This is a genomic window from Anaerosacchariphilus polymeriproducens, from assembly GCF_003363435.1.
Lineage (GTDB): Bacteria > Bacillota > Clostridia > Lachnospirales > Lachnospiraceae > Anaerosacchariphilus > Anaerosacchariphilus polymeriproducens.
This window is the reverse complement of sequence record NZ_QRCT01000003.1, coordinates 1-19,441: the sequence shown is the minus strand read 5'-3', so window position 1 is coordinate 19,441 and position 19,441 is coordinate 1. Positions and strand designations below refer to the sequence as shown.

Genomic DNA, 19,441 nt, shown 5'->3' with positions numbered 1-19,441 from the left:
GGAGATAAGGTATATGCTCTTGACGAAGTTCCGGAACACGAGAAGGTATCCAAAAACTTTGATTTAACACCCGCTTCTGACAAACCGCAAAAAAGAGCAATCCCCTCACCAAAGCACCCTTGGAGGAATCATGAATTTCAAAAACACGTTCCTTATGATCTCATTTCGAAATCAATGCTAACAGCATAGTTTCACGAAAGCCTCTGATGAGGTCTGTTTGCCATCCCTTTTTTTAATAAAAAGCGCCAAAACAGACACATTACCTTCTACAAAAGCACCCCGTTAGGTGGTGCTAATAAATTAATTTTTCCGAGACATAGTCAAAAATGCTTGACAGTGTGATTTCTTATTTATTCTTCAAACGTTACAGTAATACCCCTTTCTGAAAATACTTTTTTTGCAACATAAACTGCATTTAATACTCTTGGGAATCCAGTATATGGAATACATTGTAGGAATGTTTCAATAATTTTTTTTGGCGAAACACCTACATTCAATGATCCATTGATATGCACTTCTAATTGAGGTTCACAGCCACCAGATGTTAATAAACTGGATATCGTAATCATTTCACGCTCCTGCAAAGAAAGACCTTCCCGTGCATAAATATCTCCAAATGCAAATTCAATAATATATTTTCCTAAATCCGGTGAAATATCTTTTAATGATTGAATTACTTTTTCACCACCTAAGCCGTCAATTTCCTTTAAATTCTTATTTCCAATCTCAAATCTTGTTTCTTTCATTTGCTTTTACCTCCAAATTAAATTATAATTGTACAATGTTATAGAAGTCATCAACTTCTTATAAAATGAGTATATTACTTAAACTATGGTTTAAGTCAAGCATTATTTTGAGGTGAAAATTATGACAATTGGAGAATTTTCAAAAGCAACGGGTATAAGCGAAAGTACACTGCGTTACTATGAAAAAAAGAATTTAATCAGAGTCGGGCGGAATGTTAACGGACGACGTATTTATGATAAAAGTGATATTGAATGGATACGTTTTATAAAACGTTTAAAAGATACGGGCATGTTATTAAAAGATATTCAAAGATACGCTGATTTTCGATATTTAGGTGACTCTACATTAAAAGAGCGACTTGAAATATTAAAAACACACCACCCTTATGTATTAGAAGAACAAAAAAAGTGGTGTGATTATCTTAATAATTTAAATAAAAAAATTAATTTCTATGAGGAAAAAATCGCAAGCTTGGAAAAATCAAAAAATGACATTAACTGAAAGAACCAACGACTTATTTTCATAGGATAAATATAATTTGTATAAATTCCATCTACCCCTGTTAATTTTAATTTCAACCAAGTCTTCCTACTGTCAATGGTATAAACAAAAACTTTTATGCCATTGACTTTTAGTTGATTGCATATTTCTCTCGTCGCATACTTCTTTGGCAAAGTTACTACCTTTATTTCGTTTTTCATACAAAAATCCAAAATATCATTTATCCCATTATTCTTTAACTCATCTTTCATTCGGTACAAACTGAAAATGAAATTCTGAAAAGAAAACCTTTCACTAATTTTTTCATAATCTTCATAATTATAAACTTGAATAATAAATTGTTCATCTATTTCTGAAAACCCTAGTTCTTCTGCGGTATCTATAATCAGCTCAACTGCTTCACAAATATCGAACTTATAAGACTTGATATCCGTAACAAAATAAACATCAGGATGTTCCATAGCAAATCGAATAATAGACTCAATATCAAGTGTTGTATAAACACCATTAATTTTGGATTCCATAAACGTCTTATGATCCGGGATATTTTTTTTGGAAAACCCATCCCCAAATTCTTCATTCCAATTATGTCTGCAGACTAAATGACCATCGTTCGTATATAAAAAGTCTACCTCCATTAAACGAATTCCCCTATTATAGGAAAGATTTAAAGCTTCAAGTGAATTGGTATATTCTACTTTGTCTATCCCTCCAAGTGCGTGTGCGATATGGTGATATTTTTGATAATAAGGTTGAGAATTCCAATATAAACTAGCTATTATAAATACTACAAAAGCAACTATTAAATATAAATACTTTTTATTTTTTTTCATTTTATGTTAGACCTCTTCCATTATTCTGTTAAATAGTATTCAATTTTAAAATAATTTAAATTATTTGTATTATATCATTCTTTTTCACATTTCACAAAATTTGTTACTCCTATTAATTTACAACAAAAATAAAGTATTTGTGAGAAACTATTGCAACTTATTCCTATTCAATGTAAATTATATGTATGGCGTCTTAAAATAGGCATTTACGAAAATATAAGTTTATCAAATACGAAACTATCTTTTCGCAATTACCTATAAAATTTATTAAGTTAAGGAGAGTATATTAAATGTTTAACAAAATCAATGATTTTATTTTATGGTTTGATAATGTAGTATGGGGACTTCCCCTTATTATTTTAATCTTAGCCGTCGGAATTTATCTAACATTTAGACTTGGATTTTTACAACTTCGACATCTGCCGAAGGCACTTAAGTTCATGTTCAAAAATGAAGAAGGAGGTACCGGTGAAGTTTCAAGTTTTGGTGCACTATGTACAGCTCTTTCGGCAACTATCGGAACAGGTAATATCGTAGGAGTTGCTACAGCTATTGTTGCAGGTGGACCGGGTGCACTTTTCTGGATGTGGGTAGCTGCGTTCTTTGGTATGGCTACAAAATATTCAGAAGGACTTCTTGCGATTTTATACCGCAAGATCGACAAAGACGGACACGTATTAGGCGGACCTTTCTATTATATTGAGAATGGTATGGGACCAAAGTTCAAATGGCTTGCGAAAGCTTTTGCCTTTTTCGGCGCTGCAGCCGGTCTTTTAGGAATTGGAACATTTACTCAGGTAAACGGAATTACATCTTCTGTTCAAAATTACTTTGACCCGAAAAATATTATGACTATAAATATTTTAGGAACAGATGTTTCAATTGCTGTTATTATTACCGGTTCCATTGTAACTCTTTGTGTAGGTTTGGTACTTATTGGTGGAATCAAAAGAATAGCAAGTGTATCTGGAATTATTGTTCCATTCATGGCTGCCATTTATATCTTAATCTGTATTCTCTTGATAATCTGTAATTATAAAGCTGTACCTGAAGCTTTTATGAAAATTATTGAAGGTGCTTTCGGTCTAAGAGCTGCTGCAGGAGGTGCACTCGGAGCTATTGCAGTAGCAATGCAGAAAGGTATTGCAAGAGGTATCTTCTCAAATGAAGCTGGTCTTGGTAGTGCTCCTATCGCAGCAGCTGCTGCCCAAACCAAAGAACCTGTACGTCAGGGTCTTGTATCAATGACAGGAACTTTCATCGATACCATAATTGTCTGTACTATGACTGGTCTAAGCATTATAATCACAGATTCTTGGAATATTGGTCTTGAAGGAGTTGCAGTTACTACGAATGCTTTTAACAAAGGCCTTCCATTCAATTCTTCCATTTCATCATTTTTGCTTATGATGTGCCTGGTATTTTTTGCATTCACGACAATTATCGGATGGAATTATTACAGTGAACGTTGTCTTGAATATTTAACAAACGGTAACAATAAACCAGTTAAAGCTTTTAGATGGTTATACATAATTGCAGTGTTCATTGGACCTTATATGACCGTGGAAGCTGTATGGAATATCGCTGACATTTTCAACGGATTCATGGCCCTGCCAAACCTTATTGCTATCTTTGCATTGAGTGGGGTTATCTATACAACCACAAAAGAATATTTTAGAAAAACAAAGTCAGTTAACACTAAATAGTACAACATAAAACGAAGAACCTTATTCATTTGTTTTTAAATAAAAAGTTCCACAAACTCAATCAAGGTTTGTGGAACTTTTTTATTACAATTATCTTATTCTCATTCCCAAGCTTTCCAAACTTCTGGTTTGTATCCACTGGTTGCCTTTCTTCCATTTCTTACAATCGGAGTTAATAGTACCTGTTGATTTTCCAGTATTTTTTGATCTTTATCCTCATCTGCAATATACTGAATCAATGCCAGAGCATCCTTATCTTTACAATTCGGATTCAACATATTTTCTATTCCACCTACGGATTGTTTCACACTGGTAAATTCGCCCTTACTCAATCCCTTTTCTTTCAAATCAATAAATTGAAATTTGATCCCGCGCTCTTTAAAATATCTCTGTGCCTTCTTTGTATCAAAGCATTTGGTCGTTCCAAATATTTGTATATTCAACCCGTTCACTCCTTTCTACTTTTCTGCCCTAAGGAAATTTTTATCCATTCGTAAATACCTAATAAAATGCATCCTACACCATAACAAAGGATATCCTTTTCATCAAATACAGAACCAATAATCACGCGTAGAAACGTATTGTTTTCCATTCCCAAAAGCTGTATCAGTTTAAAATACTGTAAGTATTCCACCAACGTTGCAAATAGAAATATGTACACTGCTAACAATCTACACCCATTTGGTATAAATATTCTGACGCCCATATACAAAACCACAACTACCAGGACATCTCCTATATACGGCCTTATAAAGGTATCATGTACAAATATCGCAATTAGTATTTCTATTATAAATAATGTACTAAATGCTATTGCATAACTTATTCTTTGTTTTCTTTTCTCTTTGTTTTGTAATGTCATATTTTTCCTCTGTTTTCTAAAATATCATCTATTTAGACTTTTTTATTTATATTGGACCATCATTGAGCTTTATTTTCAATAAGTACTAAATCAGCTGGAAGCCAATCCTCGTCATAAAAGCTTTCTTTTATCAACTACTTTGCAGACTCATGTTCTTTCAACACAGTCTTTCCAGAATTAAAACTAATTTTTAATTGACCAACCAAACTGTAATGTGACATTTTCCAGTGATTTCACTATTATGGAATCAACAACTCTATTATAGTTCCTTCAGAAGAACTTTCTACAATCCGAACACTTCCCCCGTGTAGCTGGGCAATATCACACACCAAAGCCAAGCCTAAGCCCGCACCACCCATAGTACGGCTTCGAGACTTGTCCACACGAAAAAACGGTGCAAAAACCTCTTCTTGATGTTCGACGGGGATACCACATCCGGTATCGAAAACGGTAATGGAAGCACCGGTTCTTCTTTTTTTCACAGCGACAGTTACCCGTCCATTGGGATGGTTGTATTTGATTGCGTTTTCTACTAGATTATAGACGGCACGATAAATGAGAATATCACTTCCGGTTATGGAGCCTTTGCCATCAACTTGAATCAGCGATACCTGTTTTTTGTCCGCAAGGGGAGCGAGGTCGAACAGTACTTCCTCCACCAGATCCGGCAGAGATATATGGTCAGATCTTTGCACAGATTGCAACTCTGCCATTTCCAAAAGCACCTGCACCAGATGAGTCAGCTGTTCTGTCTGCTGTCCGATCATATCCATAGTCTCCAAACAATCTTCTTCCGTGGAATGTTCTAGTTTTTGATACACATCCAGCTTGGTCTGCATGACAGCAAGAGGTGTTCGAAGCTCATGGGCGGCATTACCAGTGAATTGCCGTTGGACAGCAAATGATTCGCTCAATCGTTCCAGCACTTTATTGAAGGAGTGTGCTAATCTTCCAATCTCGTCATTTTCGTTTTTGACAAGAAGTTGTTTGGAAAGATTCTGTGCCTGCACATCTTCTATTTGTTCACTGAGTTCTCGTAATGGACGAAGCGATCTGCCTATCACAAAATAAGCGACTGAGCTGCTGAGTAGTGTAATAATCAGCGTAATCACCCAGCTGTTTAAACTGAAATCCTGCTTTGTTTCTGAAATCTGCTCGAAATAATCGTTATAAAAGCTTTCCCACTCCTCATCTGGAATGTATTCTTCCTCGTAGGATGGCAGTATATCCACAACATAATAACCAAAATTGTCAATGTACGATGAACCTGAAAAATAAATCAAAAAATTCAACACGGTGCAGGTCAAAGAGATCAGGAACGCCGTCATCAACGTGAGTCTCCACTGTAGGGAAAGTTTTTTCATTTTGGCACACCTCCAATCCAATACCCTTCCCCAATTTTATTGACCACGGGATCATACCCTAACACGCTCCGCAGTTTTTTTCGCAGAGCAGAGATGTGTACTCGAATGGAGTTGCTAAAGCAGTTCACACTTCCATCCCAAACGTGTTCTACCAGCTCTTCTTGGCTGATAGGGCGACCTTGGTAAAGGAGTAAATATTCCAAAATTCCCGTTTCTTTTCGAGTTAGGTTTAACGCCTGCCCATTAGCAGTGGCAATTCGCTTTTTCGTATCAAAGGATATCTTCTCACAAGTTAAACACACATCATCCTGAACAAAGCGTCTGCGAGTGAGACTTCGCACTCGCGCTTCCAGTTCCTCGAAATGAAACGGCTTGGCCAGATAGTCATTGGCTCCGGCATCCAGACCATCCACTTTATCCTTAATCTGGCTCCGTGCAGAGAGTATTAAAACCTTTGTCTCGGGATTTCCCTGACGAATTCTGCGCAATACTTCCATTCCGTTCATGTTAGGGAGATTTAAGTCCAAAATGATGAGATCAAAGACTTCCGTGGTGCAAAGCTCCCATGCTTCTTTGCCGTCAAAACATACATCCACTTCATATCCTGACAGGTGAAGTCCCTTTGCAATAGTATTGCAAAGGGACTCTTCGTCTTCAACAACTAAAATACGCATAATAAATCCCTCCTGTTTCTATTCAGTATAGCACATTGGAATAAAGTTTGTGTTAAGTTCCTCTTCTTAACAGAGATTTTATATGCTGTCTGTTAAGATAATTCTCGTAAGATCATTGTAGCTTGTTTCGCAAACAAAATAGGAGGTGATTGAATTGCTGAACAAACATAGACTCATTCTTCAGATTGGCTTTTTCTTTGTAGCGGTCGCATTTATTTGCTTGGGCGTCTATCGAGGGGAATCGTACACTGTTCTTTCAAAGGCAATCAAACTATGTATGGAGTGTGTTGGAATTGGATAAGAAATCAAAGATTAGTGCGATACGGCACTTTTTTCAAAAGCGTAACACGATACAGGCGATTGCAACGATGCTTACTAACATTCACTTGCCCAACTTCCTGAAAGGGACTATCTACAAGGGAAATCTAAAAACTGTTTGTGTTCCAGGGCTCAACTGCTATTCCTGCCCCGGCGCCACAGGATCCTGTCCTATTGGAGCATTTCAGGCGGTCGTAGGCTCATCAAAATTCCAGTTTTCTTATTATATTACGGGAATCTTGATATTTTTTGGGGTTATTCTTGGCAGATTTATTTGCGGTTTTCTCTGCCCCTTTGGGTGGTTTCAAGACTTACTATATAAAATTCCATTCAAAAAGCTGAGTACTAAGAAACTCAAACCCCTGCGTTATTTGAAATATGTAATACTGGTGGTGATGGTGTGTCTGCTTCCTGTTCTCGTCACAAACAGTCTGGGCATGGGGCGTCCCTTCTTCTGCAAGTATATTTGCCCTCAGGGTGTGTTGGAGGGTGCAATTCCGTTATCATTGGCAAGTAGCAATGTCCGCAGTGCCTTGGGTAATTTGTTTGCCTTTAAAGGTATTATTTTAACGGTAGTAATCGTCATAAGTATCTTGTTTTACAGACCTTTTTGCAAGTGGTTCTGTCCGCTTGGTGCATTTTACTCTCTGTTTAACAAGGTGTCCCTGTTGCACTATCGAGTAGACGAAAACAAGTGTAAGTCCTGCGGAAAATGCGCAAAAACATGCAAGATGGATGTGGACATCATCAAAAGTAGCACCCATCCAGAATGTATCCGGTGTGGCGAATGCATCAAAGCTTGCCCTACAAATGCTATCAGTGTTCAATGGAAATTAGAAAAAATGAAAAAGGAAGGTAACAAACATGAAAAAGAATAAAAAATTAATAATACTTTTAGCTAGTTTACTGCTTTTGGCAGGTTGTGGTTCAAAGACAAGCAATCAGCCGGCTAAAAGCACTACTACCAATGAATCAACAAAAAATACCGGAGAAAACGCATTTCCCACCTTTGAGGCAAATGATTTTGAAGGGAACGCTGTTGACAACAGCCTGTTTAGCAAAAACGCCGTTACAGTGGTGAACTTCTGGTTCAATGGTTGCGATCCCTGTGTAGAAGAACTTCCTAAACTCAATGCGCTGAATGAGAAATTGAAGAAAAAAGGCGCAGAGCTAATTGGCATCAATGTGGAAGCTGGTAATGGGGAGACTGTTTTGAAGGAATCCAAAAAAATACTCGAAAAACAGGGCGCTACCTATCGAAATCTTTATTTTTCAAACAAATCTTCTTTGTTAGAATATTCCAGTAAACTAGAGGGTTTTCCAACCACATTTTTGATTGACCGTAACGGCAACATTGTTGGAGATCCAATTTTGGGATCAATTGATGATGAAGATTCCTTAAAAAAGGTAAACCAACGCATTGATGAAATCATCGCAAAGGATAAGACAAAATAGGAGGTAACATATGGATATAATTAAAAAGCTTAAGCCATTGTGGCAGATACTGTTGATTGCAGTCTTCATGGTGAGCTATGATTTGATAGCTATGGCTGTTGACTTTTCAGTATTTAAACTTATTCCAAACAACTGGATTGAAGTACATGGAGAATGGATTGCGTGTCTCATCTCTGTTTTTCAAATTGTTTTTTTGTTGGTCCTATACAAGAAATGGGTGAAACGTCAAGAAACACCACAGATTACCTTTTCTCTTGTAGAAGGAGTGTGGAAAAGCTTGCTTATAGGATTCGGTATTGCCGGAATCATTTTTATCTGGAATGTTTTAGTAAATTTATTGATGTCCAACTCCAGTATGGTCAAAAGCAGTATGGATTTAATGGAGCAGGCAGATAAACAGGCAACAAATGGATATTATCTAGTAGAATTATTATTTGTGGGCATTTTGGCTCCCATTGCCGAGGAGCTTCTTTTGAGAGGAGTAGTTTTCAACACGTTGGAACGGATATACAAAAAGCCTTGGTTTGCCATCGTAATCTCATCTCTCATCTTCGGAATTTGGCACGGAAACTTCGTGCAGGGTGTCTACACCTTCGTAATGGCTCTAGTTGTATCCTTTGTTTATTACAAGACAAGAACTCTAAAATGGACCATGCTTATTCACATCGTCATCAATTCTTCTACTATGTTACCCCCGGGGATTGATACTGGAATGAACCAGACTATTGTGAATGTCGTATCTTTGGTAATGATCATTCCTATGATGTATATTATTTATCGTATGGAAAAGAAAAGCAAGCATCTGCTTCAAGATATGCAGACAGTAAGTTAATTCTATGTTTCAGAAATTATGGTTGTTGGGTGCCTACAGTGAGATTGGAAAACTTTTGTGACTTTCGATTCAGAGTACGCAAAAAATGTGTTCATGTTGAATCCTACCAACCATATTTTGGTTCGTTTGCTGAGAACGTCAATCAAAAAACAGCACGATGCTATTAAATAAAGAACCATTTGTTTTAAGCATTAAATATTCTACAATGATTATTTATAAATTCCTTTTAATAACTGAATCTCTTTCTCATACCCATCAATTTCGTTTGGTGTTTCAAGGAAAAAGGGCAGTGTCTTTAGCTTGGAATGATTAATTATTCTCTCTATCGCTTCCATTCCAAGCGACCCTTCTCCTATCTTTTCATGCCTGTCTTTATGGCTTTCAAAAGGATTCTTAGAATCATTTAAATGAATTGCTTTCAACTTATCTAGTCCAATCATTTGATCAAACTCCTTAAGCACTCCATCAAGATTATTTACGATATCATAACCAGCATCATAGACATGACAAGTGTCTAAGCACACACCCATTTTGTCCTTTAATTCAACCTTATCAAGAATTTCTTTTAATTCTTCAAAACTCCTTCCAACTTCGCTTCCCTTTCCAGCCATTGTTTCAAGTAGAACAGTTGTTGTCTGCTCTGGTTTCAACAATTTGTTAAGCATTTCTGTAATATATTTAATTCCAATTTCAACACCTTGTCCCACATGACTTCCCGGATGAAAGTTATAATAATTTCCCGGTGTGTACTCCATCCGTTTCAAATCATCTTCCATTGTATTTATTGCAAATTCCCTGACTTTTTCATCTGCGGAACAAGCATTTAATGTATAGGGAGCATGCGCCAAAATAATATTTATTCCATTTAATTCTGCCAATTCCAGAAATTTCTTGATATCTTTTTCATTTATCGGCTTTGCACGACCGCCTCTCGGGTTCCGTGTAAAAAACTGAAATGTATTTGCTCCTATCTCCAATGCCTGTTTCCCCATTGCTGTATAACCTTTTGATGCTGATAAATGACAGCCAATTGTAAACATTTTATTCTCCTTCTAATGACCCTTTATTTTACTATGTATCAAATTGGTTAATGTCTAACGTTCTTCTTCTGCATAAATATATAGATAATTGATACTACCGCAAGGCAATATGGATAAAACAGATACGGCATTACTTGAAACGCTGAGTATGAATATCCACTAGCAGCTATTGTCGACAATGCCAATAACATCTGCGCACCATATGGAATAACTCCTTGAAAAATACAAGAAAATGTGTCTAAAATAGAAGCCGCTCTTTTCGGTTCAATATCATATTCTTCGCTCATTTCTTTCGCAATTGGACCTGCCATTACAATAGCTACCGTATTGTTCGCTGTTGCAATATCCATAATTCCTACCAATAATCCCATTCCAAACTGGCTTCCTATTTTTCCTTTAAACAGTTTCCGGATCAAAGCAAGCAGAGCTTCAAATCCTCCATAAGCTCTGATCAGTCCACAAAGTGCAGAAACTAGTACTGCTACCAGAATTGTCTCAAACATCCCGGATGCTCCGGTCCCCATGTTGCCTATCAATTCAAATCCGGTAACAGAACCCGTAACCAAAGAAATAATACCACCGGAAACAATCCCTATAATCAATACTAAAAATACATTCATACCCAGGATCCCACAAACTAGAACAATCAGGTATGGAACCAAGGTAATGATGTTATATTCTGGTATTTTTATATTTGCAGGCTCTGCATGCAAAGACATTACCAATGTAATGATTAAAGTGATGACTGCTGCCGGTAGGGCAATCATCACATTAGCCTTGAATTTATCCCTCATCTCACATCCTTGTGTACTACAGGCTGCAATCGTTGTATCAGAAATAAAAGAAAGATTATCTCCAAACATCGCACCGCCCATAACTGCACCAACACATAAAGCCATAGAATATCCGGATGTTTCCGATACAGCAACTGCTATAGGAAGTATCAATGTAATCGTTCCGCAAGATGTCCCCATAGCTGTAGAGACAAAGCAGGCTACAATAAACAATACAACAACGGCAAGCCATGCTGGTGAAATTGACAACATGAAATATGCCACCGACTGTGCACTATTTCTTCCTGTAACGCCAACAAAGATACCTGCTGCAAGAAATATCAAAATCATTGTAATAATATTGGCGTCGCCAACACCTGCTGCCATTAGCTGTAGCTTTTGATTAAAATTCACCTTTCGATTCTGTATACATGCAACCATAATTGCCACCAGAAACGCAACCACTATGGGAATATTATAAAATCCCATTTCTACCCCTACAATGTATTCGTAATAAATTCCTAAGCCCAGATATAGGACCAAAAAAACTCCGATCGGCAGCAACGCCCATCCATTTGCCTTAATTTTAATATTTTTTTCCATTTAGCTTCTCCCTATAAATATATATCGTATTTACTTTTATTCAATTTCTTTATTATAGCTAATAATTCACCAAAAATCTACTATATGTAATGGTTTTTATACAAATTAATCCTCACAAACCTATATTTCATAAAGTTTGTAAGGATTTTGTTGTAAGTAAATAATTAATCAAACTTAAATAGACAGCTAATCAATATTAGCTGCCAAAATAAATTTACGTTATCTCATAACTCGTTATGTTTCAGTAGTAACCTTATACCAGAGAAAATAATAATAACTCCAACACCTATATTAAGTGCCTGCATAAAAATTTCTGATAGAAATCCACAAATTGTGTTGCCTAATATAGCAATGAAAGTCAAAAAACTTAATGTTGATAAAACACATCCTAATCCAAACCAGCAAAGCTGCTTTTTATTGTAATGGTTTTCAATCCCCTGAGTAGAAAACACTCCACTCCAAAAAATAATGGTCAAGGGATTAGAAGCAGTCAGTATCAAACCTTGAGCAAAAATGCTTTTTCCATCTACTTCTGTAAACAGATGGATACTTGGTAATAAGTTAAGGTGAAAGGCTTCTGCTATCATATTAGACCCAAACAAAACTAAAACAACTGAACCGAATAGCTTAATAATATTTTTTACATTTTCTTTATCTAATATTGCACCAACTCCTATAACCGATAGAGTAATATATGAAAAATCAATTAAAGTAATTGCAACAACAAGGGATAATCCTGCAAGCACTCCATGAGATGCAGATGTGTTGAAGACAAGTAAGCACATTGGCCCAACTGCTAATTGTAATAACATTCCGAACTTAAAACCTCTGTAAATCATAGCTACACCTTTAAATATATTCTTTATTCTTAAAAGATTTGACATAAGACAAATACATGTATACTGCAATTCCAACTGTTAGAACCGATGTCAATATACCCGTTTCACTAACATAGTACATCTTTATATCGCTTACCGTATAATGACCAAACATTAATTGATCATAAGCATTATGAGCTGCATGCAATAAAGCTGCCGGCCAGACACTTTTTGAACGCAGAGTCAAGATTGCAATTATTACACTGACAGAACCTATATTAACCAAAAACATAGGCACTTTGAATATAATTGGCGTTCCAGGCAAATACAGCCCTGCAAGGATAATAGGCAGATGCCAAATTCCCCAAATCAACGACGAAATAATTAACATCTTATTCAATCCCCATGCCTTAAACATTTTCGGCACCATAAACCCTCTCCATCCAATTTCTTCGCCAAGCGCAGTAGTAAGGGAAATCGGTATTCCCAGCACTAAGAACAGTATAAATTCAGGAGTCATTTGAAATTGTAATGTGTTCGGATACACAATCCAGAAGATTATATATGGAATTCCTAAGTAGACGATTGGAAATAAAATTCCCATCCATATGTATTTCCACTTGCATTTTTTGAATCCAAGTACATATTTTTTATTCTTATAATAAATTTTTTTCGTGATAAATGCTCCAAGTGCTGGTGTCCACATCAAAATTTCAGTTGCATCCATAGATTTTGTATTAATGATAATTATTTCAATCATTGCACTTATTGTAAGTGTAATTATCAAAAAAAGCATTATTGATTTTTTAGTAATATTTCCATTCATTTGATTTCTCCTTTTTTAGCTTGCTTATGTCAGTATGAATTTACTAATTACTTTTATATTTTATCATATAATTGCAAGATATAAAATGAACGCAGCATCATTCTGCTACGTTCTAATAAAAAGAAATATAAAACACATCTTTTTGTAATTTTTAATTGCTAAGAAGCATTAAATTAATTTCACCATTCACTTGAAAATTAGTTACTTTTTCATTATCTTTTACATATATTGTATTGCTCGTTGCCAAGTAAATTACATTGTTTTTTACTTGAATTGTATTTGACTTATAATCACGATCAATAATCGACTCTTCTTTCACCTTTTTATCATTCTGCGAGATAACTTGTAAACTACTTCTATCATCATTTGATACGATATAAATGTTTTTATTATAAATAGTAAAACACATTGGCGAATTTTGTGTAGTGAATGTATCTTTTTTTTGTAAATCTTTATCGTAAACAATAATCCTATTATCTTGTATTACTTCACTATTCTCACTGTATCCCTCTAAGCTTACATATATTTTATCTTGGCTGAACATAATATCTGATCCAAATGATTTCTCATCAACAACAATATTTTTCATTTCTTTACTATCAATTAAATACTTTGATAACTGAGTAGCCTTTTTATCTCCGACTAGTAAAAAGTAAATCGCATTTTCCTCTTCAGATACTACCATCTTTTCAGGAGCATACGCTATTTCTATTTCTTCTTCACACTGTTCTATATTATTAATAGAAAAAACACGAATCCAATACTTATGACTTTTTTCAGTTGCATATGAATATGTATATAATTTATCCTTATAAATAACACAATCCGTATTATCTGCTTGAATTTCTCCTTGTTTCTTTAATTTACCCTCATCTGCCTTAAAACGATAAACTTGTACAGGTTTTCCATAATTATTGCCAACCAAAATTATTAATTCTGTTTTAGATATTTGATACATTTTTACTGGAACAGGCGCCCCCTCTTCAACATCTGTAATCTTAATTTGTTTTTTTTCAAGGCATGATTCATTTAATACATATAATATTACTTTATTTCTTTGTTGTACAATTGTAAAAACAGAATCATCAAGTGATACTTTTAATCTTTCACTGTTTCTGCATGAAACTAAGACACTCATACACACTAAGAATATTCCTATACAAAATGTTAATTTTATTTTTTTCAAAATATTTTCCTCCTACTCACTCCGCAAATCTTCTGATGCTGTTACACGTAATCCCTTTCGTAACGGTATAGCACTAGCTATTATCGGAATAATTATACTAATTGCAAGAGCAAGCAATATTAATTCCAAAGTAATGTTTAAACTAATTCCAACAAACTGTTCATTATTGTTTAATTTTAACTGAACTATTACAAGAATTTTATATATAAACATCTTCCCTTCTCGAGTTTAGTACTAGAATCTGAATATATTATGATTAAATTGTTTTTGCTTTATCTTAATATGCAAAACACTATATAATTATATACATATATTCTTCAATGTTTATAGACTTTTGTTGCGAATGGTAAAGTTTTGTTGTGAATGGTAAAATAACAAAGAATAAAATAAATTGCCAGTGAAAGTTTTTTATTAAATTCCACTGGCTTTTTATTATTTCAGCTAATCATCTTGATTTGCATCCGGATACGAATCTGCTCCTTCTGTAATATCTATCATTTCCGATGTGGATAGCATTAAACCATTTTCCATTTCTTTTATATCGTCATCCTAATTCTTTAATGAAGTTTTTTTCTTTTCTACCTCTTCGTGAAAGAAGTTTCCATTTTTATCTACAATTCTTTGATGTGTAAACGGAGTAAAGGTCCCTTCTTTTAATTCATATTTTTCAACTATTGCATCATCAATAGGAATGTTCCCTTGTTTCGTTTCTACAAATAATCGTTCCATATAACCTCCTGTATTTTTTATCTATAAACTACGAGTCAGTTATATTGTTTGTTTTTTCTATTTTTGAATACTGGAAGTTTTTGTTTTGCATATTTTAGACATTGTTTCTATTTGCGAGAGTGGTAATTGTGTTTTCTCAGCCACCTGCTCCACTGTCATTCCTGTCTTTAAAAATCTGCGAGCTACATACTCCAGCGACTCTCCAACCTCGATTACATGCTTGTCCGGATCATAGATTCGTATTACTCTCTGACCCCAGTCATGTTCGATACATTGATTCAAATACGCTATCGTAAAATTACTTTTCTCTAATTTATCCAAAAAACTATCTAAATTATTTTCTTCAAAATACAGCTCTGTATCATTACCACCTATTTCAACTTTTCTTTCAATGAATTTTTCCCACAGTTTCTTCTCCTGCAGTACAAGCCCTTCAGTTAGAATTACATTTTCACCAAAATCTGCGATAACTTCCAGACCAAACAACTCCTTGTAAAATGCCTTTGATATTTCTATATTATTTACTACAATTAAAATGTTCTTAAGTTTCATCAGAATCTTCACCTTCTTTTCAATCTCTATGACTTCAAATATTAATAAAAAAATCTGTCTTTTCAATATCACTCTTAACATTAATACTTCCACCATGAAGTTGGACTATCGTCTTTGCAATTGCTAATCCTAGTCCATTACCCTGAATAATCAAATTTTTCTTCTCTCTATAATACCTTTCAAAAATATATACTAAATCTTCTTTTGGTATCATTGGACCATAATTAATAAAATGTATTGTCACTTGATTATCTATTTTATCTGCTTTTATTACTAAATGTTTTCCACTACTTGCATATTTAATGGAATTTAAAATAATATTTTCAAAAACCCTTTTCATCAGAATTGGATCAACTGTTAATTTAACATCCGGATTTATTAATATTTTAAAACTCATTTTCATTTCTTCAAATAAAGGAATATATGATATAACTACCTGCTCCATAAACTCATTTAATGTTATAGCTATTTTCTGCAACTGCAAAGAATCTGAATGCAGTTTCGACAATTCAAATAATTGATTTATGGCAACACTTAAATCTTCAGACTTTTTTGATACTATCTCACAATAATTACTTAACTCTTTTTCACTAGTATATTTTTTATCTTTTATAAGATTAATATAGCCCGTAATTGACATAATCGGTGTTTTTAAATCATGAGACATATTCGTTATCATATTATAACGCTCCTCATTCCATCTTTGTTCTTTCTTTATATATGCATCAATTTTATCTGACATTAAATTAATATCATTGGCTAGATTACCTAATTCATGATTACTTTTTATGAAAAGTTTTTCTCTAAAATCTCCTTTTGCCAGCTTATGAATATTAACTGATATTTTTTTTATTGAATCTGTAATTTCATTCAATCTATATGTAAAAATGAAAATGGTATTAACTAAATATAATAGCATAATTGCTAAACTTGTAATAATCATTGCCGGAGTAGTAGAATAACAGAAATCAAGAAATTTTTCATATAAATCCCGTGAAATTAGTTCTAATACCGCAAAAAAAACTAGAGATACAATACCAGTTAAAACTGCTGCCAATATTAAACTAATAAACAAATTCCACATAATATTTAACTTAATACTCTTCATCTTCAATTTTATATCCAACTCCCCAAACTGTTTCAATTATTTTTGCTTCTTTAGGATTTACTTCAATTTTCTCACGTAATCTCCACATATGCGACATTACGGTATTATTTCCTTCATAATATTTTTCATCCGGCCACACTCTTTTGTAAATTTCTTCTGAACTAAATACTATTCCTTTATTTTTTGAGAGTAACAGCAAAATGGAAAACTCGGTAGGCGTCAATTTTACTGATTTACCAAATAGAGTTACCGTATGATTCTGTTCATTGATACTCAATCCCTTTACTTTTATCTGCTGTCTGTCTGTTCTTTCATCATTTAAATAAGTAAATCTTCGGATTTGAGAGGTTGCTCTGGCAATCAATTCGGCAACGGAAAACGGCTTTGTCATATAATCATCTGCCCCTTTCAACAAACCAGAAATTTTATCCTGTTCCTGACTTTTTACACTTACCATAATAATAGGAAGATTACTAAAAGAACGTATTCTGTTACAGACCTCCATACCATTAATTCCAGGCATCATGATATCCAGAATAACCAAAGAAATTTCATTATTTTCAAGTATTTTTAAGCCGTCGCGACCATTAAACGCTGTTAAAACATCATATTTTTCTTCTTCAAATCCTTTTTTTATTAGTTCTACTATTTCTTTTTCATCATCAATCACAAGAATCTTTCTCATATCTACACCTTTTTCTTTAAATTATATACAATAAAACTTTAAAAAACATGATATCCAATCATATTGAAATAAGCTAAGTTTATTATAAAAAGTAATTGTACCATTTGAATCATTGTAAACTTAAGTATCGTTCTTTTATCAAACTTCTTTTTTATAATACCATATCCGAAAATAAATAGACTATATATATTTAATAAAATTGTCAAGAATATAACTGTTAATAAAATGTAAATTGTCCATACTAAGCGATAATCATAATGTAAAATCATATAAGCTTCTAGTACAAAGATGCCAACAAAATCAACAACATACAACATATTTATAAAACCGTTCATTAACCATAGTTTTCTATTATTTTTAAGTTTACGTCTTATTGCTTTTATTATAATTATCAAAAAGCTTCCTAATAATATTAATATTAAAAACAATAGACTCAGACAAATAGATTGCATTGTTCCTAAATTCCTAATTTTCAAATATGTTTGATGACTAATATTATTAAAAACATATTTAATATTACCATTTTTATCTTCTCTAAATGTGATATAACCTTTACCATCTTTTCTAAGAAATATACCATTTGATTGATCGATTAGTTTTGTACTCACCTTTTCTTTACTTTGTTCATAAAAAGATACAGTCAAATTTCCATCGAAAGCTTTATTTACCTTAAATTCTGCAGTATCGTCAATTGAAGCAAATATTTTTGAGATATTCTTTATTGAAATTCCATCATAACTTCGATATGTACCAACATATTTATCTATATTATTGGAAGTGTTTTCTTCATTGTTCACTACATTTTCTACTCCCAAAAAGTAATCTAAAAAAGTCTTTTCAAAATTAAAAAGCATACCATTAAGTGAATTTGTTGCAACATATATGCCGAATTTCTGGTTTGGTAACAATAGCAGTGTTGTTGTATAACCTGGTAATGCTCCCTCATGTTTTAAAATGTGAACTCCATTACGACTAGATCTGATGAATCCTTCTCCCATCCCATCAAAAACTTCATGATTGGCAAACTGTTTCTTTTGCATCAGCATTTCTGTATCTGCATCTATAATACAATTATCTTTAAACATTCCATTATTCAAATGCATGATCATAAAGTTCTCCATGTCTGATACCGTTGAAATTACGCCTGAAGAACCAGAAGTATATTGATAAGCAAATGAAGTTTTTTGATACTTTCCATCACTATACTCGTAACCACTCGCCATAGAGTCATTTTCAATTCTAACACTTGAATGTTTCATATCTAATGGCTCTAAAATATTATTCGTTACATATTTTTCATAAGATTTTCCTGAAACTTTTTCCACAATATATCCCAAAAGATTATATCCTATATTAGAATAACGACATACCGAGTTTGGTCGTATAATTACACTCGGAATATGTTCCTTAAAATATTGCTTTGAGGACTTTATTGCATCTTTATCCAAAGTACCTCCATCCAGCTCAGAACCTTCGTCTAATCCACTTGAATGTGTCAGAAGATTTTGACATGTGACTTCTTCTTTATATGGATTTTTTATAGAAATATCATCTAAATAAGATTGAATATTTTCATTCAAATCCAGTTTGCCTTTTTGATATAACTGCATAATAGCTGTTGCAGTAAATAGTTTACTAACTGATGCAGCCGGAAATGTGGTTGAATCAGGATCTACTGGATTTTGTGTTTCAACGTCACTGACTACAAAACCGGATTTATACAACTCCTCACCATTTTTTACTACTGCTACTGCTACTCCAGGTACATTCCAATTTTTCATATTATTTTGAAAATATTGAGTAATAAATTTCTGTCAAGCATTTTTGAC

22 protein-coding genes and 1 pseudogene are annotated in these 19,441 nt (G+C 33.7%); 7 read left to right on the top strand and 16 right to left on the bottom strand.

The features are described 5' to 3' along the window. Positions 1–189, top strand: a pseudogene (locus DWV06_RS18665) (ISNCY family transposase); the annotation flags it as partial. A gap of 161 nt (positions 190–350) precedes the next feature. Here DWV06_RS18665 and DWV06_RS00415 read toward each other — a convergent pair. Further along, positions 351–746, bottom strand: a complete 396-nt coding sequence (locus tag DWV06_RS00415) for a carboxymuconolactone decarboxylase family protein (RefSeq protein WP_115480206.1) — start codon at positions 744–746, stop codon at positions 351–353. 121 nt (positions 747–867) lie between these two features. On the opposite strand from DWV06_RS00415, the gene DWV06_RS00410 reads away from it, so the two are divergent. Beyond that, a complete protein-coding gene (locus tag DWV06_RS00410; protein ID WP_115480205.1) occupies positions 868–1,248 on the top strand; it encodes a MerR family transcriptional regulator in 381 nt (126 codons plus the stop codon). Here DWV06_RS00410 and DWV06_RS00405 read toward each other — a convergent pair. Continuing rightward, positions 1,197–2,081 (bottom strand): glycerophosphodiester phosphodiesterase family protein, encoded by an 885-nt coding sequence (locus tag DWV06_RS00405; RefSeq protein WP_115480204.1) that lies wholly within the window; start codon positions 2,079–2,081, stop codon positions 1,197–1,199. The two genes, DWV06_RS00410 and DWV06_RS00405, sit on opposite strands and share 52 nt — an antisense overlap. A gap of 290 nt (positions 2,082–2,371) precedes the next feature. On the opposite strand from DWV06_RS00405, the gene DWV06_RS00400 reads away from it, so the two are divergent. Continuing rightward, on the top strand, positions 2,372–3,787 hold the full coding sequence (locus DWV06_RS00400; RefSeq protein WP_115480203.1) for an alanine/glycine:cation symporter family protein: 1,416 nt from the start codon (positions 2,372–2,374) through the stop codon (positions 3,785–3,787). Between the two features lie 101 nt (positions 3,788–3,888). On the opposite strand, the gene DWV06_RS00395 is transcribed toward DWV06_RS00400, so the two are convergent. The 4 genes from DWV06_RS00395 to DWV06_RS00380 all read right to left on the bottom strand — a co-directional run bounded on the left by DWV06_RS00395 (position 3,889) and on the right by DWV06_RS00380 (position 6,687). Further along, positions 3,889–4,230 carry an arsenate reductase family protein gene (locus DWV06_RS00395; protein ID WP_115480202.1) on the bottom strand — a complete coding sequence of 114 codons (342 nt, stop codon included), beginning with the start codon at positions 4,228–4,230 and terminating at the stop codon, positions 3,889–3,891. A gap of 5 nt (positions 4,231–4,235) precedes the next feature. Beyond that, positions 4,236–4,649, bottom strand: a complete 414-nt coding sequence (locus DWV06_RS00390; protein WP_115480201.1) for a ribosomal maturation YjgA family protein — start codon at positions 4,647–4,649, stop codon at positions 4,236–4,238. Between the two features lie 239 nt (positions 4,650–4,888). Further along, the gene (locus tag DWV06_RS00385; RefSeq protein WP_115480200.1) at positions 4,889–6,013 is read right to left on the bottom strand and encodes a sensor histidine kinase; all 1,125 of its coding nucleotides are present in this window, start codon (positions 6,011–6,013) and stop codon (positions 4,889–4,891) included. Then, entirely contained in the window at positions 6,010–6,687 is a 678-nt protein-coding gene (locus tag DWV06_RS00380; RefSeq protein WP_115480199.1) for a response regulator transcription factor, read from the bottom strand. The genes DWV06_RS00385 and DWV06_RS00380 overlap by 4 nt, the downstream gene beginning before the upstream one ends. A 184-nt stretch (positions 6,688–6,871) precedes the next feature. Between DWV06_RS00380 and DWV06_RS00375 the strand changes: the two genes are divergently transcribed. From DWV06_RS00375 to DWV06_RS00360, 4 genes are read left to right on the top strand one after another with little or no spacing between them, the layout of a single operon-like run. Beyond that, entirely contained in the window at positions 6,872–6,988 is a 117-nt protein-coding gene (locus DWV06_RS00375; protein ID WP_334293993.1) for a CD1871A family CXXC motif-containing protein, read from the top strand. Next, positions 6,981–7,883: a 4Fe-4S binding protein gene (locus tag DWV06_RS00370; RefSeq protein ID WP_235828864.1), complete on the top strand. Its 903-nt coding sequence runs from the start codon at positions 6,981–6,983 to the stop codon at positions 7,881–7,883. The genes DWV06_RS00375 and DWV06_RS00370 overlap by 8 nt, the downstream gene beginning before the upstream one ends. Beyond that, a complete protein-coding gene (locus DWV06_RS00365; protein ID WP_115480198.1) occupies positions 7,870–8,460 on the top strand; it encodes a TlpA family protein disulfide reductase in 591 nt (196 codons plus the stop codon). Before DWV06_RS00370 ends, DWV06_RS00365 begins: the two co-directional genes overlap by 14 nt. Positions 8,461–8,470: 10 nt before the next feature. Continuing rightward, positions 8,471–9,292, top strand: coding sequence for a CPBP family intramembrane glutamic endopeptidase (locus tag DWV06_RS00360; RefSeq protein ID WP_115480197.1), 822 nt, complete (start codon positions 8,471–8,473; stop codon positions 9,290–9,292). Between the two features lie 209 nt (positions 9,293–9,501). Here DWV06_RS00360 and DWV06_RS00355 read toward each other — a convergent pair whose 3' ends face one another. The 10 genes from DWV06_RS00355 to DWV06_RS00305 all read right to left on the bottom strand — a co-directional run bounded on the left by DWV06_RS00355 (position 9,502) and on the right by DWV06_RS00305 (position 19,417). Beyond that, entirely contained in the window at positions 9,502–10,332 is an 831-nt protein-coding gene (locus tag DWV06_RS00355) for a deoxyribonuclease IV (protein ID WP_115480196.1), read from the bottom strand. Positions 10,333–10,379: 47 nt separating this feature from the next. Continuing rightward, on the bottom strand, positions 10,380–11,708 hold the full coding sequence (locus tag DWV06_RS00350; protein WP_115480195.1) for a Na+/H+ antiporter NhaC family protein: 1,329 nt from the start codon (positions 11,706–11,708) through the stop codon (positions 10,380–10,382). Positions 11,709–11,932: 224 nt separating this feature from the next. Next, positions 11,933–12,547 (bottom strand): LysE family translocator, encoded by a 615-nt coding sequence (locus tag DWV06_RS00345; RefSeq protein ID WP_115480208.1) that lies wholly within the window; start codon positions 12,545–12,547, stop codon positions 11,933–11,935. A gap of 10 nt (positions 12,548–12,557) precedes the next feature. Then, positions 12,558–13,352 (bottom strand): CPBP family intramembrane glutamic endopeptidase, encoded by a 795-nt coding sequence (locus DWV06_RS00340; protein ID WP_115480194.1) that lies wholly within the window; start codon positions 13,350–13,352, stop codon positions 12,558–12,560. 151 nt (positions 13,353–13,503) lie between these two features. Next, positions 13,504–14,538 (bottom strand): hypothetical protein, encoded by a 1,035-nt coding sequence (locus DWV06_RS00335; RefSeq protein ID WP_115480193.1) that lies wholly within the window; start codon positions 14,536–14,538, stop codon positions 13,504–13,506. Positions 14,539–15,087: 549 nt separating this feature from the next. Beyond that, entirely contained in the window at positions 15,088–15,267 is a 180-nt protein-coding gene (locus DWV06_RS00325) for a hypothetical protein (protein ID WP_115480191.1), read from the bottom strand. A 57-nt stretch (positions 15,268–15,324) separates the two neighbouring features. Next, positions 15,325–15,900 (bottom strand): VOC family protein, encoded by a 576-nt coding sequence (locus DWV06_RS00320; protein WP_328587636.1) that lies wholly within the window; start codon positions 15,898–15,900, stop codon positions 15,325–15,327. Next, on the bottom strand, positions 15,854–16,927 hold the full coding sequence (locus tag DWV06_RS00315; RefSeq protein ID WP_147289826.1) for a sensor histidine kinase: 1,074 nt from the start codon (positions 16,925–16,927) through the stop codon (positions 15,854–15,856). The genes DWV06_RS00320 and DWV06_RS00315 overlap by 47 nt, the downstream gene beginning before the upstream one ends. Further along, positions 16,914–17,612, bottom strand: coding sequence for a response regulator transcription factor (locus DWV06_RS00310; RefSeq protein WP_115480189.1), 699 nt, complete (start codon positions 17,610–17,612; stop codon positions 16,914–16,916). The genes DWV06_RS00315 and DWV06_RS00310 overlap by 14 nt, the downstream gene beginning before the upstream one ends. Positions 17,613–17,650: 38 nt before the next feature. Further along, on the bottom strand, positions 17,651–19,417 hold the full coding sequence (locus DWV06_RS00305) for a serine hydrolase domain-containing protein (protein WP_115480188.1): 1,767 nt from the start codon (positions 19,415–19,417) through the stop codon (positions 17,651–17,653). Positions 19,418–19,441: the final 24 nt, after the last annotated feature.

Coding starts and splice junctions, on each gene's coding strand:
- DWV06_RS00340 (WP_115480194.1), bottom strand. CDS start 13,352: ATGAATGGAAATATTACTAAAAAATCAATAATGCTTTTTTTGATAATT.
- DWV06_RS00325 (WP_115480191.1), bottom strand. CDS start 15,267: ATGGAACGATTATTTGTAGAAACGAAACAAGGGAACATTCCTATTGAT.
- DWV06_RS00390 (WP_115480201.1), bottom strand. CDS start 4,649: ATGACATTACAAAACAAAGAGAAAAGAAAACAAAGAATAAGTTATGCA.
- DWV06_RS00315 (WP_147289826.1), bottom strand. CDS start 16,927: ATGAAGAGTATTAAGTTAAATATTATGTGGAATTTGTTTATTAGTTTA.
- DWV06_RS00410 (WP_115480205.1), top strand. CDS start 868: ATGACAATTGGAGAATTTTCAAAAGCAACGGGTATAAGCGAAAGTACA.
- DWV06_RS00310 (WP_115480189.1), bottom strand. CDS start 17,612: ATGAGAAAGATTCTTGTGATTGATGATGAAAAAGAAATAGTAGAACTA.
- DWV06_RS00355 (WP_115480196.1), bottom strand. CDS start 10,332: ATGTTTACAATTGGCTGTCATTTATCAGCATCAAAAGGTTATACAGCA.
- DWV06_RS00415 (WP_115480206.1), bottom strand. CDS start 746: ATGAAAGAAACAAGATTTGAGATTGGAAATAAGAATTTAAAGGAAATT.
- DWV06_RS00405 (WP_115480204.1), bottom strand. CDS start 2,081: ATGAAAAAAAATAAAAAGTATTTATATTTAATAGTTGCTTTTGTAGTA.
- DWV06_RS00380 (WP_115480199.1), bottom strand. CDS start 6,687: ATGCGTATTTTAGTTGTTGAAGACGAAGAGTCCCTTTGCAATACTATT.
- DWV06_RS00350 (WP_115480195.1), bottom strand. CDS start 11,708: ATGGAAAAAAATATTAAAATTAAGGCAAATGGATGGGCGTTGCTGCCG.
- DWV06_RS00400 (WP_115480203.1), top strand. CDS start 2,372: ATGTTTAACAAAATCAATGATTTTATTTTATGGTTTGATAATGTAGTA.
- DWV06_RS00320 (WP_328587636.1), bottom strand. CDS start 15,900: ATGTTAAGAGTGATATTGAAAAGACAGATTTTTTTATTAATATTTGAA.
- DWV06_RS00360 (WP_115480197.1), top strand. CDS start 8,471: ATGGATATAATTAAAAAGCTTAAGCCATTGTGGCAGATACTGTTGATT.
- DWV06_RS00385 (WP_115480200.1), bottom strand. CDS start 6,013: ATGAAAAAACTTTCCCTACAGTGGAGACTCACGTTGATGACGGCGTTC.
- DWV06_RS00345 (WP_115480208.1), bottom strand. CDS start 12,547: ATGATTTACAGAGGTTTTAAGTTCGGAATGTTATTACAATTAGCAGTT.
- DWV06_RS00365 (WP_115480198.1), top strand. CDS start 7,870: ATGAAAAAGAATAAAAAATTAATAATACTTTTAGCTAGTTTACTGCTT.